This window comes from Arthrobacter sp. KN11-1C, assembly GCF_052180225.1.
Lineage (GTDB): Bacteria > Actinomycetota > Actinomycetes > Actinomycetales > Micrococcaceae > Arthrobacter.
On the sequence record NZ_CP197467.1, the window covers coordinates 1671959 to 1688435 of the forward strand.

13 protein-coding genes and 2 tRNA genes are annotated in these 16477 nt (G+C 64.7%); 11 read left to right on the top strand and 4 right to left on the bottom strand.

Annotation, left to right across the window (positions count from 1 at the left end):
* Positions 1–171 precede the first annotated feature (171 nt).
* The 5 genes from ACSBOX_RS07820 (at position 172) to ACSBOX_RS07840 (ending at position 7920) form a co-directional block, all read left to right on the top strand.
* On the top strand, positions 172–2976 hold the full coding sequence (locus ACSBOX_RS07820; protein ID WP_442545514.1) for an ABC transporter permease: 2805 nt from the start codon (positions 172–174) through the stop codon (positions 2974–2976).
* Positions 2973–3728, top strand: a complete 756-nt coding sequence (locus ACSBOX_RS07825; RefSeq protein WP_078108578.1) for an ABC transporter ATP-binding protein — start codon at positions 2973–2975, stop codon at positions 3726–3728. Before ACSBOX_RS07820 ends, ACSBOX_RS07825 begins: the two co-directional genes overlap by 4 nt.
* A 76-nt stretch (positions 3729–3804) precedes the next feature.
* Entirely contained in the window at positions 3805–5364 is a 1560-nt protein-coding gene (metG, locus tag ACSBOX_RS07830) for a methionine--tRNA ligase (RefSeq protein ID WP_442545515.1), read from the top strand.
* Between the two features lie 243 nt (positions 5365–5607).
* Positions 5608–6672 carry a 3-isopropylmalate dehydrogenase gene (locus ACSBOX_RS07835; RefSeq protein WP_442545516.1) on the top strand — a complete coding sequence of 355 codons (1065 nt, stop codon included), beginning with the start codon at positions 5608–5610 and terminating at the stop codon, positions 6670–6672.
* 135 nt (positions 6673–6807) lie between these two features.
* Entirely contained in the window at positions 6808–7920 is a 1113-nt protein-coding gene (locus ACSBOX_RS07840) for a branched-chain amino acid aminotransferase (protein ID WP_442545517.1), read from the top strand.
* An 86-nt stretch (positions 7921–8006) separates the two neighbouring features.
* On the opposite strand, the gene ACSBOX_RS07845 is transcribed toward ACSBOX_RS07840, so the two are convergent.
* Positions 8007–8705, bottom strand: coding sequence for an SGNH/GDSL hydrolase family protein (locus ACSBOX_RS07845; protein ID WP_442545518.1), 699 nt, complete (start codon positions 8703–8705; stop codon positions 8007–8009).
* A 174-nt stretch (positions 8706–8879) separates the two neighbouring features.
* Here ACSBOX_RS07845 and ACSBOX_RS07850 point away from each other — a divergent pair, with 174 nt between their 5' ends.
* The 4 genes from ACSBOX_RS07850 (at position 8880) to ACSBOX_RS07865 (ending at position 12819) form a co-directional block, all read left to right on the top strand.
* On the top strand, positions 8880–9662 hold the full coding sequence (locus ACSBOX_RS07850; RefSeq protein ID WP_442545519.1) for an MBL fold metallo-hydrolase: 783 nt from the start codon (positions 8880–8882) through the stop codon (positions 9660–9662).
* A gap of 54 nt (positions 9663–9716) precedes the next feature.
* Positions 9717–10493 carry a fumarylacetoacetate hydrolase family protein gene (locus ACSBOX_RS07855; RefSeq protein ID WP_442545520.1) on the top strand — a complete coding sequence of 259 codons (777 nt, stop codon included), beginning with the start codon at positions 9717–9719 and terminating at the stop codon, positions 10491–10493.
* Positions 10494–10578: 85 nt separating this feature from the next.
* The gene (gene gltX / locus ACSBOX_RS07860) at positions 10579–12093 is read left to right on the top strand and encodes a glutamate--tRNA ligase (protein WP_442545521.1); all 1515 of its coding nucleotides are present in this window, start codon (positions 10579–10581) and stop codon (positions 12091–12093) included.
* A 12-nt stretch (positions 12094–12105) separates the two neighbouring features.
* Entirely contained in the window at positions 12106–12819 is a 714-nt protein-coding gene (locus ACSBOX_RS07865) for an HAD family hydrolase (RefSeq protein WP_442545522.1), read from the top strand.
* Between the two features lie 11 nt (positions 12820–12830).
* On the opposite strand, the gene ACSBOX_RS07870 is transcribed toward ACSBOX_RS07865, so the two are convergent.
* A complete protein-coding gene (locus tag ACSBOX_RS07870) occupies positions 12831–14294 on the bottom strand; it encodes a hypothetical protein (RefSeq protein ID WP_442545523.1) in 1464 nt (487 codons plus the stop codon).
* 332 nt (positions 14295–14626) lie between these two features.
* Between ACSBOX_RS07870 and ACSBOX_RS07875 the strand changes: the two genes are divergently transcribed.
* Positions 14627–14698 (top strand) — tRNA-Gln (locus ACSBOX_RS07875).
* Positions 14699–14839: 141 nt separating this feature from the next.
* Positions 14840–14915 (top strand) — tRNA-Glu (locus tag ACSBOX_RS07880).
* A 177-nt stretch (positions 14916–15092) separates the two neighbouring features.
* On the opposite strand, the gene ACSBOX_RS07885 is transcribed toward ACSBOX_RS07880, so the two are convergent.
* Together ACSBOX_RS07885 and ACSBOX_RS07890 are read right to left on the bottom strand one after the other, a co-directional pair.
* Positions 15093–15656 carry a DUF1697 domain-containing protein gene (locus tag ACSBOX_RS07885; protein WP_442545524.1) on the bottom strand — a complete coding sequence of 188 codons (564 nt, stop codon included), beginning with the start codon at positions 15654–15656 and terminating at the stop codon, positions 15093–15095.
* 69 nt (positions 15657–15725) lie between these two features.
* Positions 15726–16445, bottom strand: coding sequence for an IclR family transcriptional regulator (locus ACSBOX_RS07890; RefSeq protein ID WP_028264661.1), 720 nt, complete (start codon positions 16443–16445; stop codon positions 15726–15728).
* Between the last annotated feature and the right edge of the window lie 32 nt (positions 16446–16477).

A 16477-nucleotide genomic window follows, 5' to 3' on the forward strand; every position in this document is an offset into this window, starting at 1 on the left:
ACATCGGCGACATATTATTGGCCGGTCTGCATACAATGGCTTGGTCCGAAATTCGGAACCGGCGGCAGGCCGGCCAATAACTTTTGCACGCACCCGGTGGATTCCTATTGCCTCGGCATGGTTCCAGGGACAGCAGTGTGCACACCCGCAATCCAGGACTCAGGGAGCCCTATGAACGCCGTCCAGAGGTTCATCAGAAGCCGTGTGCTTTTGCTGACCGCGGCCATTTTGATCGTCGCCATGTGTTTGTCCGTATTCATCCAGAGCCAGTCGCAGGCCGCGCTGAACCGGACAGTGGATGAGAACTCACGCGGCCTGTACGACATTCTGGTCCAGGCCAAGTCCGCGAACACCAAGGACGGCGGGGCCCTCCTCCAGCCGGACATCGCGAACGGCCAGGGTGGCATCAGCTTCCCGCAACTCGAGAAGATCCGGGGGCTGAGCGGTGCGGCCGTCGCGGCGCCCATCAGCCTCGTCTCCCGGGTGACGCAGAACCTGGAAACTCCGCGGCTTGATGCCATGGATTACCTTGGCTACAACGCCGGGCTGGCTGGGGGAGCCACCGCGGGGGATCCGACCGGAACGGACGCCAAGAAATGGCCCGCACCGGAGTCCGTGCTCCCCGCGCAGCCCAAGAAGTACCGCCTGACCGCCACCGCCGTGAGCTCCGACGGAGTCTCGCAGCAGACCCTCTTCCAGACCAGCGCCGAAGGCACGCTCGGCAAGGGGCAGGTTGTAGAGCAGCAGACGGCCGGCGGCAAGAGCATCCGCATCGCCGGCCCCGCGGGGGAGACCGGCATCAAGTTCCCTGCGCCTGCCGGCGGCTCGGAACACAACCTTTTCAATCTTTCCGTGGCGCTGCCGATGGCTCCCCAGGTCACCGAGTCGGTTGTCGCCGTCGACCCGACAGCCGAACGCGCTCTCCTGGGTTCGGCCGGAGACTTCCTCGCACCGCTGCAGAAGGCTCCGCCGCCCGACACCCGCAATGCCGGAGCCATCGGCCGCTACTTCGAACAACTGTTCGCCAAGAGCCCTACGCAGCAGGAACTCGAACAAGGCCCGGACTTCATGGGCGTCAACCTCAAATACTGGGCACCCCTCATGACCCAGTACCAGCAGGCAAAGCTGTCCGGCCAGATCACGGATGCCTCGCAGGCCATCCCGCTGATTGTCCGGCAGGGAACCTCGCTGGACCTGAAGTATTCGGTCAAGATCCAGGAAATCGATGATTCGGGCAATGTCGTCAACGACGTCGGCACTGTCTCGCGTTCCCTGGACAAGGATTACCTGCCCTTCGTGTCAAAGTCGCCCTTCGCCCTGGAATGGCCCGGATCCACGGACCACAGCCAGTTGCTCGGCAACACGGGCAACTTCAGCCAAGGCCTGTACCAGCCCGCCCAGTGGAGCACTGACTTCGCAGGGGCACCCAAGTACACTGACGGCGCAACCTCCGCGAACGGAGCCGTCGGCAAGTCCGCCACGCCGGGCGACTGGGTAACCGTCAACAAGCTGCCCGAGAAATCGGCCTTCGGGGCGATGGTGGACCAGAGCCAGCGCAAGCCTGTCGACGAGCGTTCGTACCGGGAGAACCTCTCCACCGGCTCGAAGCCAGCCACTCCGCTGCCCATGGTCTACGGAACGTTCGATCCGGCCCAGATCCAGAAGGCGGCCGGCGACGTCAACAAGCTGCCCTTGGGCGGCTACGACCCGGCCCCGATGACGCTCCAGAAGGACGCCTCGGGCAATGACACCGCAGCCAAGGGCCTCAAGCCTTCGTTGAGCGCCACCGGCCTGGTCAGCCAGTCCGCCGGTGCCATCACCGACTACTACGGCCTTGCGGCAGCGCGCGGTTACGATTCCAACGCCAACGTCATCGACGCTGTCAGGGTCCGTGCCAGCGCGCCGGGCAACTGGAAGCAAGCCCAACCGGAGGTCGACAAGCTCGCGGCCCAGATCCGCGACATGGGTCTTGAAGCCACAGTGGTGGCCGGCTCCGCGCGTGAAGACGCCAACATCTTCGTCCCGGGATACTCCAAGGACGACGCCGGCAAGGAATCCGCGCTGGGCACCGTGCAGCAGTCGTGGGTCCGGCAGGATGCCGCCGACGCCGTTTCCGGTTCCCTGACGGGCACCAACATCACCCTCCTCTTCCTGACGCTGTGCGGGGCTACCCTCCTGACCGGCGCTTCGACAGTCAGCTATATCCGCCAGCGGCGCAGCGAAGCGGGGATACTCCGTGCCATGGGCTGGACCCAAAGAAAGATCCGCAGCTGGGTCCTTGAGGAGTTCGGCATCGGTGCGGCGATCGTTGCCGTGGCCGGCATCGCGCTGAGCCTCCTGAGCTGGAACCTGGCTACCGTCATTGTTTCCGCGTCAGTGTTGCTCATTTACTGCGCAGCCGCCTACATCGCGGCCCAGCAATTGCGGCACCGCGACGTCGTCGACCAGGAACCCCAACACGACGAGCGGCTGATCGCGGTTGATTCGCCCCTGACGTTTGCGTACCGCCAGTTGGTCACCCACCGCTTCAGCTCGGTGGCGCTGGCCGTGGCCGTGGGCGTGTTCGGAGCGGCCGTTGGTGCCCTGATCGCCTTGCTCATCGACATCCCGCGCGCAGCCGGGGCCAGTGCCCTCAGCGGCCTTGCCTCCGCTACCGTCGCGCTGCCGAGCGTCATCCTGGCAGTCTGCGGCGTGCTCGTGGGCCTCGTGCTGACCCTGGTCACCGGTCGCTTCGAGCTCCAGGCCAGGCGCGAGCAGCTTGGCACGCTCAGGGCCATGGGCTGGAACCCGGACATGCTGGGACAGGTCCGGTTCTTCGAAAATGCCTTGGTCGGAGCCGCGGCACTGATCCTGGGCGTCCTGGGGGCGCTGGGCCTGGGCCTGCTGCTCGCTCCCTATGCCGCACTCTGGGCCGCTTTGGCCGGAGTGGTGGCCGTACTTTGCTGGATTCCCATTGCAACGAAAGTGGTCAAATGACTGACAATCTCGAACCCGATCTGACCGCGACCACGGAATCCACCGACGAGTCGTTCCAGACCCGCGCCAACACCATCGTGAGGGCTGCCGACCACGGCATGCCCTTGCAGTTGAGCAACATCACCATCCGCTACGGCGGCGACAAGGGCGGGGCAGAGCCGGTCACCGTCGTCGAGGACTTCAACCTGACCCTGCACGCCGGTGAGATGCACTGTGTCGCCGGGCGAAGCGGCTCAGGCAAGACCAGCATCCTGACGGTGGGAGCGGGACTCACGCTTCCGACGTCGGGCCGGGTCCTGTGGGAGGGCGACTCCCTCGAGAAGATGGGCGACGACGAAATCGCCGACCGCCGCCGCGCACTCATCGGGTACGTGGACCAGGGCGGCGCCTTGATCGACGGCATGAGCGCTTTGGAGAATGTGCTGTTGCCGGCCGTTCCCGACGGCGAAGTGGAGCAGCGCACCGAAATGGCCAAGGACCTGCTGGACCTGGTGGGCCTCGGCCGGCGCATGCGCCACCGTCCGGCACAGCTTTCCGGTGGAGAGCGCCAGCGTGTCGCGATCGCCCGCGCCCTGATCCTCGGCACCCGCGTCCTGGTGGTGGACGAGCCAACGGCCAGCCTGGACCGCACCTCTGCCAACCGCATCATCAGCATCCTGAAGGACACCACCAGTGACGGGATTGCGGTGCTGGTGGCGTCGCACGACCACGAGCTTGTCAGGCTCAGCGATACGCTGACTGAATTGAACTAGCAACTGATGCCTCCGGACCGGCCGTCATCTGCGGCCGGTCCGGTCTTCCATCTCCAAGAGAAGGTAACTTCGTAGAGTGACGTCTCCAGATAAACCCCCGTTCTACATCACCACCGCCATTACGTATCCGAACGGCGAGCCGCACATCGGGCATGCCTACGAGTACATCGCCACCGACGCGATGGCCCGATTCAAGCGCCTCGATGGCTATGACGTGATGTTCTTGACCGGCACGGACGAGCACGGCATGAAGATTGCCCAGGCGGCGGAGAAGGAAGGCATCACGCCGAAGGAGCTCGTGGACCGGAATGCCGAAATCTACAAGGCTGCCCACGCTGCCTTGGGCATTTCCTACGACCGCTTCATCCGCACCACGGACGCCGATCACTACGCCGCTTCCCAGGCCATCTGGAAGAAGATGGAAGCCAAGGGCGACATCTACTTGTCCAAGTACGAGGGCTGGTACTCGGTCCGCGACGAGGCTTATTACACCGAGGACGAGACCGTCCTGAAGGACGACGGCGTCCGCTACTCACTCGGTACCGACACGGAAGTGACCTGGACCGCGGAGGAGAGCTACTTCTTCCGGCTGTCCGCCTACCAGGACAGGCTGCTGGCTTTGTACGAGGAGCAACCGGAATTCGGCGCGCCCCAGTACCGCTTCAACGAGGTCATCAGCTTCGTCAAGCAGGGCCTGCAGGACTTGTCCATCAGCCGGACGACCTTCGACTGGGGCGTCCCGGTGCCGGGGAACGACAAGCACGTCATGTACGTGTGGGTCGATGCCCTGACCAATTACCTGACCGGGGTCGGCTACCCGGATGCCGATTCGGAGGCGTTCCGTAAGTTCTGGCCGGCAGACGTCCACATCATCGGCAAGGACATCTCCCGGTTCCATGCGATCTTCTGGCCTGCCTTCCTCATGAGCGCCGGCCTGGAACTGCCCAAGCGGGTCATGATCCATGGCTTCCTGACCAACAATGGCGTCAAGATGTCCAAATCCCTCGGCAACGTGGTGGCGCCCAAGGACTTCGTGGATCAGTACGGCCTGGACCAGGTGCGCTTCTTCTTCCTCCGCGAAGTGCCCTTCGGCGCCGACGGCAGCTACAACCACGAGGCCATTGTGGGCCGCATGAACGCGGACCTTGCCAACAACTTCGGCAACCTGGCGCAGCGTTCGCTGTCCATGGTGGCCAAGAACTGCGAAGGCAAGGTACCCGTTCCCGGCGGGTTCTCGGCCGAGGACTCGGCGCTGCTGGCACAGGCGCGCGAACTGCTGGACGTGGCCCGCGCCGCCTTCGAGAAGCAGGAATTCAGCCGCGCCCTCGAGGCGATCTGGACCGTGCTGGGTGACACGAACGCGTACTTCGCCGAGCAGGCCCCGTGGGTGCTGCGCAAGACCGACGTCGAGCGCATGAACACGGTCCTGTACGTCACGCTGGAGGTTGTCCGGATCGTGGCTATCCTCGTCCAGCCGGTCATGCCGACGTCGGCCGCCAAGCTGCTTGAGGTGCTGGGACAGCCCGACGGCGAGGCGCGCCAGTTCGCGGCCGTCGCCACGCCGATCGTGCCCGGCACGGAGCTCCCGGCGCCGGCCCCGGTCTTCCCGCGTTACGAAGAGCCCGCCGAATCCTAAACGCCCGCTCACATAAATCGCCTTTCGGGCGAACGCCCGCTCACATATGCGGTCCGTGACGCCAACGCTCCTTCAGATCTGTCCGGCCAGTCCGGAAGATCTGAAGGAGCGTTTGTCTTTCCCCGCCCATATGTGAGCGAGGATCGACGAAAAGTGCCGTATACGTGAGCGCGCGTCGGAGAGATTAGTTCAAATGGTGAGACGATTTTGACCAGAATGTGGATGCGTTGGCAGTCTGAAAACATGAGCGCAACGCAACCCGCCGCAACGATCAACCTGGCTGTCATTCCCGGCGACGGCATTGGCCCCGAAGTCATTGCCGAAGCCCTCAAGGTCCTGGAAAAGGTCGTCGCCGAAGAAGGCGTGACCCTGGAGCAGACTGAATACAAGCTCGGAGCCCAGCACTGGCTCGAAACCGGCGAAACCCTCCCGGATGAGGTCCTGGCCGATCTGCGTACCCGCGATGCCATACTCTTCGGCGCTGTCGGCGCGGCCCCGGGGGACACCCGCATTCCTTCCGGCATCATCGAACGCGAGATGCTGCTCAAGCTCCGCTTCAGCCTCGACCACTTCGTGAACCTGCGCCCGTCGCGGCTCTACGGCACGGTGGGCAGCCCGCTCGCCAATCCCGGCACCATCGATTTCATCGTGGTCCGCGAAGGTACCGAGGGGCCGTACGTCGGCAACGGCGGTACGCTGCGCGGCGGGACCCCCCATGAGGTTGCCACCGAGGTATCGCTCAACACTGCCCACGGCGTCGAGCGCGTGGTCCGTGATGCCTTCCGCCGCGCCAGCGAGCGTCCCCGCAAGCACGTCACCCTCGTCCACAAGCACAACGTCCTGGTCTTCGCGGGCCACTTGTGGAAGCGCACTGTCGAGGCCGTGGCCAAGGAATTCCCCGAGGTCACCCACGACTACCTGCACATCGACGCCGCCACCATCTTCATGGTGACCGACCCCTCCCGCTTCGACGTGATCGTCACCGACAACCTCTTCGGCGACATCATCACCGACCTCGCCGCTGCCATCACCGGCGGCATCGGGTTGGCAGCCTCGGGCAACATCAATATGGACCGCACTGCGCCCTCCATGTTCGAACCCGTCCACGGGTCCGCCCCGGACATCGCCGGACAGCAGAAAGCGGATCCAACCGCCGCCATCCTCTCCGCGGCCCTGCTGCTGGACCACCTCGGCTATACGACCGCCGCCCGGAGGATCGAAGCCGCCGTCGTCGCCGATATCGAAAGCCGCGACGGCGATAGCCGCAGCACCGCGGCCATCGGCGACGCCATCGCTGCCGCACTCTAGGGCCTGTACTGGCACTTTAGGGTCGGTACCCGGGCGTAAGCTTTACTTGAATTATTTACCTGCTGCCGTGGTCCGTCGCTGAACCATATCCTCCAAGAGATGGTTCGCTCTGCCTGGTAGCCGACTGGAGGAAACATGACTCAGACTGCCCACGGCGTCGAATTCAGCCAGCAGCTCTCGGAGACCCCGAAGTCTGCTGAGGAGCGTGCAGCTATCCTGGCAAACCCGGGATTTGGCGACTACTTCACCGACAACACCGTCATTGTCGACTACAGCGTCGACACGGAGGGCAAGGGCGGTTGGCACAGTGCCCGCGTCGAGGCCTACGGACCGATTTCCCTGGATCCTTCGGCGGCAGTGCTGCACTACGGCCAGGAGATCTTCGAAGGACTCAAGGCTTACCGCCACGCTGACGGCTCCGTGTGGACGTTCCGTCCCGAAGCCAATGCCGCCCGCCTGAACAAGTCGGCGCGCCGCCTCGCCCTCCCGGAACTCCCTGAAGAATACTTCCTCGGCGCCATCCGCGAACTCGTGCAGGCGGACAAGGACTGGGTTCCGTCCGGCGACGGCGAAGCCCTGTACCTGCGCCCGTTCATGATCGCAACGGAGGCGTTCCTGGGTGTCCGCGCGGCGCGCGAGGTCTCGTTCCGGGTCATCGCTTCTCCGGCCGGAAACTACTTCGGCGGCGAGCTCAAGCCGGTATCCATCTGGATCTCCCGTGAATACGCGCGCGCCGGCCGCGGCGGCACAGGTGCGGCCAAGTGCGGTGGAAACTACGCCGCATCCCTGATTGCCCAGATGGAAGCCGAGGAGAACGGCTGCAAGCAGGTCCTCTTCCTGGACCACTTCAACGACGACGCCGTCGAGGAACTCGGGGGCATGAACGTCTTCTTCGTCATGAAGGACGGCTCACTCGTCACTCCTGCACTCACCGGAACCATCCTCGAAGGCGTGACCCGTTCGTCCGTCATCCAGGTGGCGAAGGACATGGGCCGCGAGGTTTCCGAGCGCAAGATCACCCTCGCCGAGTGGCGCGACGGCGTTGCCTCCGGTGAAATCGCCGAGGTCTTCGCTTGCGGCACCGCGGCTGTCATCACGCCCATCGGAGTACTCAAGGACAAGACCGAGTTCATCGGCTCCGAGGACGCCAAGGCGGGCGAAACCACCATGGCCATCCGCCAGCAGTTGCTCGGCATCCAGACCGGAACGATCGAGGACAAGCACGGCTGGCTCACCCGCCTGGCCTAAGTCCCCACCGGCTGGCCGGCGTAGCCCTGCCTTTGAGAGCGCCCGACGGCGGCCCCCCACTTTGGTTGGCGGGTCGCCGTCGTCGGTTAACCCGCGAGCGGGCTGTTGCCGGGGCTGTCTTGCCGGATCCGCGGTTCGATGAGTGCTTCCATCTTGGACTGCAGATACTGCTGGCCCGCCGCGGACGGATGATCGCCGTCGGGACCAATGAGGTCAGCCGCGTCGTCCATGATCCAGCCGAGGTCGATCGGATCAACGAAGTCGGCGCCGGCTTTCGCGGCAGCGGCCCTGTCTTGGTCGCGGATGTTGAGTCTTTCCGCCTCGGGCGTGCTCGTGTACGACGGCGGCCCGACCACCACGATGTCGGCGTCGGGAGCGCGGGACTTGACTGAGGCAAACGCCCGCGCTGCCGCGGCCTCGGTTTCGCCGGGGGTGGTGCCCATGTCATTTTCGGAACCGAAGAACAACACCAAGCGCGTCGCATCCGTTACCGCCGTGTCCACTTGGGAACCGAAGGTCGATCCATTGTCGCCGGTGCTGACATAACCGCTGCCGTCATGCGCGGCATTGACGATGGTCGCGTGGAACTGTTGAAAGCCGGGGTCCATCTCCACCAGATTGGGCCAGGCATCGGCCGGGGAAGTGCCGTGTCCCGTGCTGAGGGAGTCCCCGATGATCACCACGGTCGGCTGGCCCGGGGCGGCGGCGGACCGTGGTCCGGTGTCGGAGGAACAAGCGCTGAGCAAGGCGAGGACTGCAAGGCAGACGGTCGCGATCGCCGTCATCCGGAGTCCGTGTCCCCGGGGTTGACTCCGCCGCAATTCGACCACTCCTCCGCAACTGTCGCCGAGCATCCTTCGCAGTGCCTTGGCACCATGCTACGTCGTATGCCGTGCTGGCCACTTGGCACCCGGCTTCCGCACCCGGGGTCCGTCCAGGCCGTGTGCCAAGATGGAGAAGTGAATCCGGTCAGTGACTCCTCTTTCCAGAACAGCAGTCCCTTCACGCGCTCGCTGCTCGCGCCCAATCCGGGTCCGATGAGCCTCGACGGCACCAATTCGTACATCATTGCGGGTCCGGACGCCCGGGGAGTTGTCATCGTCGATCCCGGACCGCTCGACGAATCCCACCTGGCGGCGCTCGCCGCTGCAGGAACGGTGGAGCTCGTTCTCGTCACCCATCGCCACAAGGACCACACGGAGGCCTCTGCGCGGTTCCATGAACTCACCGGCGCGCCCGTCCGTGCGGCGGATTCGGTGCACTGCCATGGCGGCGAACCGTTGCGGGCTGGCGAGGTCATCCAAGCCGCGGGCGTTGAGATCCGCGTGCTGGCCACGCCGGGCCATACCTCCGACTCAGTCTGCTTCCACCTTCCGGGCGACGGACCGGACGGCTCGGTGCTGACGGGCGATACCATCCTGGGGCGCGGCACCACCGTCCTGGACTATCCCGATGGAAGGCTGGGGGACTACCTTTCCAGCCTTGACACGCTCGAAAGCCTTGGCCCGGCGACGCTGTTGCCCGCCCATGGCCCCGTCCTGCCGGCCGTCGACGCCGTGTGCCGCGAGTACCGGGCACACCGGGAGATGCGCTTGGACCAGATCCGTGAAGCCCTGTCGCGGCTCGGGGCCCAAGCCGGGGTCCAGGCAGTCACCGATGCGGTGTATCCCGACGTCGATCCTTCCGTTCGGTGGGCCGCTGAAACTTCGGTGGCGGCGCAATTGGACTATCTGCGCGCCTAGCGGACGCCCGTATTGCGCGCGTAGCGTCCGCCCGCGGACGGTACGCTAGAACCCATGCGTATCGCCCGGTTTGTTGTTGATTCTGATCCCGTCTACGGCGTCGTCGAAGGTGAGCCCGGCAGTGAAGTCATCACTGTCATCCACGGCGACCCCTTCTTCAACGGCGTCGAGCGGACCTCGGTCCGCCACAAGCTGGAGGACGTGCGCCTGCTGGCGCCGATCATCCCGCGCAGCAAGGTCATCGGCGTTGGGCGGAACTTCGCCGAGCATGCCCGGGAGTTGGGCAACGAGGTCCCGGAGCATCCCTTGCTTTTCCTGAAGCCGAACACGGCCGTCGTCGGCCCCAACGATCCCATCGTGTTGCCCGAGTTCTCGGAGGAAGTCTCCTTCGAAGCGGAACTCTGCGTCATCATTGGCCGCATTTGCAAGGACGTGCCCGAAGACCGCGTGGACGATGTCATCTTCGGTTACACCTGCGGGAACGACCTCACGGCCCGCGACGTCCAGAAGACGGACCTGCAGTGGGCCCGTGCAAAGGGCTTCGACACCTCCGCGCCGCTCGGCCCGTGGATCGAGACGGAACTCGACCCCGAAGACCTGGCCATCAAGGGCTGGCTCAACGGCGAACTCCGCCAGGACGGCAGCACCAACCAGATGATCCGCAGCGTGCGGGAGCTGGTGTCGATCGTTTCGCAGGCTTTCACCCTGCTTCCCGGTGATGTCATCATGACCGGGACGCCGGCCGGCGTCGGGCTGGTCCAGGAGGGCGACCGCTACGAGATCGAGATCGAAGGCATCGGCCGCTTGTCCAACCCGGTAGTCCGCCGGTAACGGTTTGGCGGGCCGCCGCAGGTCCCCTCGCCCCTAGTGGCACTGGGCATTCCGCCCACTGCCACGGGGTAAAGTTGGAACCATTATGACTACTGTTGCTGCGTCGAACTCTGCCGCCATTCCTGCCGTGACCGCCGAAACCCCGGTCCGCGTCCGGTTCTGCCCCTCGCCCACGGGAACTCCGCACGTTGGATTGATCCGTACGGCCCTGTTCAACTGGGCCTACGCGCGGCACACCGGTGGCAAGCTGATTTTCCGGATCGAGGACACCGACTCCGCCCGCGACAGCGAGGAGAGCTACCACCAACTGCTTGACGCGCTGAAGTGGCTCGGCATCGACTGGGACGAGGGCGTCGAGGTTGGCGGGCCGCACGAACCGTACCGTCAGTCGCAGCGCGGCGACATGTACCAGGACGTCATCGCCAAGCTCAAGGCCGGCGGCCACATCTATGAGTCGTACTCCACTCCCGAGGAGATCGAGGCGCGGCACCGGGCTGCCGGCCGCGATCCCAAGCTCGGCTACGACGGCTTTGACCGCCATGTCACCGAGGAGCAGCTCGCCCAGTACAAGGCCGAGGGCCGCAACGCCGTGTTGCGCCTGCGCATGCCGGACGAAGACCTGACCTTTAACGACCTCGTGCGGGGAGAGATCACGTTCAAGGCCGGATCGGTGCCCGACTTCGCCGTGGTTCGTGCCAACGGAGCCCCGCTGTACACGCTGGTGAACCCCGTTGACGACGCCCTCATGGGGATCACGCACGTCCTCCGCGGCGAGGACTTGCTGAGCTCCACGCCACGGCAGATCGCCCTCTACCGTGCGCTCTACGCCATCGGCGTGGCGGAGTACATGCCCGATTTCGGCCACCTTCCGTACGTCATGGGCCAGGGCAACAAGAAGCTTTCCAAGCGCGATCCGGAATCCAGCCTGTTCCTGCACCGGGAACGCGGCTTCATCCGCGAAGGATTGCTCAACTACCTGTCCCTCCTGGGCTGGTCCCTGAGCGCCGACGAGGACATCTTCACCGTGGAGCAGCTCGTGGCCAGCTTCGACATCCACGATGTCCTGGGCAACCCTGCGCGCTTTGACATCAAGAAGGCCGAAGCCATCAACGGAACGCACGTACGCATGCTTACTCCGGAGGATTTCCGCCAGCGGCTGGTGCCCTACCTGCGTGCCGCAGGTTTCGTGGGGGAGATCCTGACCCCGCGCCAGGAAGAGATCCTCGCCGAGGCCGCGCCGCTGGTCCAGGAAAGGATCACCCTGCTGGGCGAGGCTCCGGAGATGCTCGCGTTCCTGTTCAAGAACGACGACGCCATCGACGTCGCCGACGACGCCCGCAAGGGCCTCCCCGAGAACCTGGGCGAGGTGCTGGACGCCGCATTGGCAGCATTGGAACCGCTCTCGGACTGGACAGCAGAAAGCATTCAGACCGCCCTCAAGCAGGCTTTGGTGGAGGATCTTGGCATCAAGCCGCGCCTCGCATTCGGACCCGTGCGCACGGCAATTTCCGGCCGCCGCATTTCGCCGCCGCTGTTCGAATCGATGGTCATTCTGGGCAAGGATTCCTCGCTCACCCGCTTGCGCGCGTTCCGCGGCTAGTTCAGGCACGCCGTGATCCACGCACTTCACGAGTCATTCGGCACGGTCCGGGGTGTCCTTTTCGACATCGACGACACCTTGGTGGACCTTGAGTACGCCATGACCACGGCCCTGCGTGACGTCAGCGAACACCTCCTGCCCGGCCTGGACCAGGCCGGGTGGGAGAAGTTCGGACGGATCTTCACGCACGAAACCACGCATTTCTACGACCGGTACCTCGCCGGTGAATTGACGTTCAACGAGCAGCGGCTTCTGCGCGGCCGAGCGGCGCTGGGGCATTTCGGCGTCGAGCTCGGCGGCGAGGACTCCCACACGTGGCTGAACGACTACTCGCGCCTGCAGCCCAGTTATGTGAGGGCGTTCAGCGATGTCCTGCCGGTCCTCGATGCCCTCGACGCTCTTGGAATCCCTTACGGCGCCGTGAGCAACAACGTCCACGACTACCAGCGGGTCAAGCTCGACAGCGCAGGACTCGCGCGGGTCTCGGTCCTCGTCGGGACGGACACCGTGGGCGTGCCCAAGCCGGACCCCGCCATTTACCTGGAAGGGGTCCGCCGCTTGGGCACCACCCCGGCTGAGACCCTTTTCGTGGGCGACAACCGACTTCTCGACGCCGACGGCGCCACTGCCGCCGGATTGCGCGGCATCTGGCTGAACCGCACGGGCGAGCTCGACTCCGGTTTCTCCGGCCGGGAAATAGATTCCTTGACGCGGTTGCTCGCCTGAGGCTTCCGTAGCTAGCCGGCCAGCCGGAACTTCCGCAGGAAAACGAACGCCCCGACAGAACCCGCCCCCAGGACGCCCACAATTCCAAGCGCCGTTCCGGTATCCGACTTCTCAGTCATGCTCGACGGCGATACCGCCACAGCTCCCTGATGGAGTTCCGTGGTGCCCGCCGCGATGCGCGCGTTTCCATCCGCGAGTTTGTCGGCACCGGTGGACAACTGGGCCGAGCCTGCCGCGAGTTTGGCATTTCCATCCGACAACTTGGAGGCACCCGCTGCCAGCGCAGTGGATCCGTCCAGGAGGCCGGGGGAGGAGGGATCGGCGGGGCTGCCCTTGATTCCCGTCATCAACGAGTCAGTGCCCGAAGCCAAGCGTGACGTTCCGTCCGTCATGCTGGCGGCGGCCTTGAGGAGACCCGGGTGCTCGGGGTCGCCCGGTACGCCGTCCATGCCTACGCGGATCTTGGCGGTTCCATCGGCGAGCATTTGGGTTCCCAGGACAACGCCCGGGGACGCTGGATCCTGGCTGTTGAGCTTCTGGGCGAGAGTGGCGAAACCGGCCGTCAGCTTGCCGGTTCCAGCCGCCAGCTTCCCCGTGCCGTCGGCAAGCCGGCCGGTGCCGTCATGGAGCTGCGTCGCTCCGGCAGAAAGCTGGCCCGCCCCCGTCTGCAATTGCGAAGCTCCCGCGTCAAGGCGGTGTGCGCCGTCGTTGAGCGCATTGATCTGGGCCTTCAGCGCTGCTAGGGGCACCACGCCCTGGATGCCGTTGGCGGCGTCGGCGAGCTGCTGGAGCCCCTGGGCCAACGCGGCGGAGCCGGTTCCCTTGGTGGGGTCGTCGCCCGCTCCGGGGTAACCCTTGAGCTGGTTGGTGCCCGCCGCGAGCCTGGCGGCGCCCGCGTCGAGTTGCGCAGCACCGGCGTCGAGCTGGGCGGCTCCGTTGTTGAGCTGGTTCGCGCCGTTGTTCAGTTGAGTAGCGCCATCGCCGAGATTGTTCTCAGCGTTGCCGCCGGGCGTCGGGGTCAGCGCCGCGGAAAGTTGCACGGCGCCGGCCGCGAGCTTCTGCGCCCCGTCGTCCACTTTGTAGACCCCCGGCGCAAGCTTGGCGTTGACGTCATTCTGGATCTTCACGGCACCTGTAGCGAGCTTGTCGGCTCCGTCCTTCAGCTGCTGGGCTCCCGGGGCCAGCTTGCCTTGGATTCCGTTCTGGACCCTTGAAGCACCATCCGCCAGCTTCGCCGCACCTGTCCCGGCTTCCGCAGCTCCGCCTGCAAGCCTCGCTGCGCCGTCTTTTAGCTGGCCGGCGCCGGCAGATGCCTGTGCCGCACCGTCATCGAGTTGCCCCGACCCTGCCGCGATCTTCCCGATGACCAAGGTATAGAAGCCGAGGAGGGCTATGAGCAGAAGTGCGAGTACGGCGACGGCAATGATCTGGGCACGGCTTCGTGTTCTGGTGGCATTGGCAGGGTTCGGTGTCATGGGCAATTCCTCTCGATGACTTCCCGGCAGCGGCGCTGCTGCCGGGGATCCCCCCATGTGACGCAGCTAACAGGCGTTTCGGCCTGGAGCTGTGCCACGAAACAAGTGCGTGGCGTTGGTTACCGATTGGTAACTTACCGAGAGTAAACCTACGATCCGGTCGATTGCAAGGGTTTTTCTTAGTTCGTCCGTTCGCTCGGGACGGGGGCCGGGCCGGCCTCGCGCCTGCGTGCTCGATTTGTGTGCATCGAAAGTCTCGGGTAAAGTAATTACTCGTGCTGAGGGGCACGGAGCGAAGGTTTACGCCGTCGAATCCGGCCTAAAAGTGCCAATGGGATATGGTGTAATTGGCAACACTACGGTTTCTGGTACCGTCATTCTAGGTTCGAGTCCTGGTATCCCAGCTCTGAATAATCCGCATATTTGTGCGGGAATTCGGAGTTTCTCATCGGTTCGCCGATTTGAAACAAGGCTGAATGTGTGAAATACTCATTCAGCTTGAATGCCGGAAGCGGAATTCACAAAAGTGGTAAAACAAAGTGCAAGGCCCCATCGTATAGCGGCCTAGTACGCTGCCCTCTCACGGCGGTAACGCGGGTTCGAATCCCGCTGGGGTCACCAATGAATCCCCCGGAACCAACAGGTTCCGGGGGATTTTTCTTTGTCTCGGTTGGATGGAACATCGGACGCCGTACCTTTCTCCCCGTGTTTGCCGCGGGAAAGTCCGGGAATAGCGGGACTCGCCGTGTCGCAAACGCTTTCCCATCTCAAAGCTGGGGAGTTTGGTACTGGTGGCACTCAGGTGGTCTTTTGGAGGGCTTTCGCGGCGTCCCTGACTTTGATGAGCGTGCGCAGGTTCCGGGTGGTGGTGCTCGCCTTATAACGTGCCTTCGCGGCGAGCTTGCTGAAGGGGCTGTCCAGGGTGCCTCCCGCCGGGGCGAGCCAAGCCGAGGCCTCGGGACCCAGCCGGACATGCTCGACGCCGCCCTGCCCTGGTGCGCCGAGAGCCGTGCCGGCGTCGAATAGTTCGTCCAACATGGCAGTGTCAGAGGCGAGGGTGATGTAGCTGTGCGTGGTTTTGTCGTCAGCCGGATAGGGGCAGGCTTCGACTAGTTCGGCCACCCTTTCGGCGGTCAGGACCACCACCCAGGCGTCGTAGCCAAAGGCTTCCCTCAGGCACTTCTCAAACTGCTCCTTGAGTCCCTCGGCGCCTAGCTCGCTCTTGAGCACCACGTTGCCACTGGCCAGCAGGGTCTTCACGTCACTGAAGGGATACGCCGTCAGGGCCGCTTTGAGGTCGGCCATTTTGATGTTGATCCCGCCCACGTTGATCCCACGCAGGAACACGGCAAAGCTGTTCATGCGCCTACCCTACCTGCGCCCCTCTACTAGAGGGGTGCCACGGCGAAGCAGTCGGGAAACAGGACACGGTTAGTCGTTGTTCTTGCGCAGGGCTTCAGTCAATACCCGGGCGGCGTTGCAGACGACTTCGGCATGGAGCCGTCCGGGCTGGCGGGTCAGGCGTTCGATGGGGCCTGAGATGGACACCGCGGCAATGACGCGGCCGGAAGGGCCGCGCACGGGAGCGGAAACCGAGGCGACGCCAGGCTCGCGTTCGCCGAGGCTCTGGGCCCAGCCCCGGCGTCGTACTCCCGCGAGGACCGTGGGCGTGAAGCGGGCGTTCTGGAGTCCGTCCAGGAGGCGGTCGTGGTCTTCCCATGCCAACAGGATCTGGGCGGCGGAGCCGGCCTTCATGGAGAGCTGGGTGCCCACGGGAATCGTGTCGCGCAGGCCGATCGGGCGTTCTGCCGAAGCGACGCAGACGCGCCAGTCGCCCTGGCGCCGGAAGATTTGGGCGCTTTCGCCCGTGGCGTCCCTCAACTGGATCAGGACGGGGCCGGCAGAGGCGATGAGCCGGTCTTCGCCGGCCGCCGAGGCAAGCTCGACAAGACGGCTGCCGAGGACGAAGCGTCCTTGGATGTCGCGGCTCACGAGGCGGTGGTGGACGAGCGCCAGCGCCAGCCGGTGCACTGTGGGGCGGGCCAGTCCCGTTGCTGCCACAAGTTGAGCCAAGGTGGTTGGCCCCGCCTCAAGTGCGTCGAGCACTTGGGCCGCTTTATCGATGACGCCGACTCCACTAGAATTGTCCATGTAATGATATTGCCGTCTCAATATCTGAGATG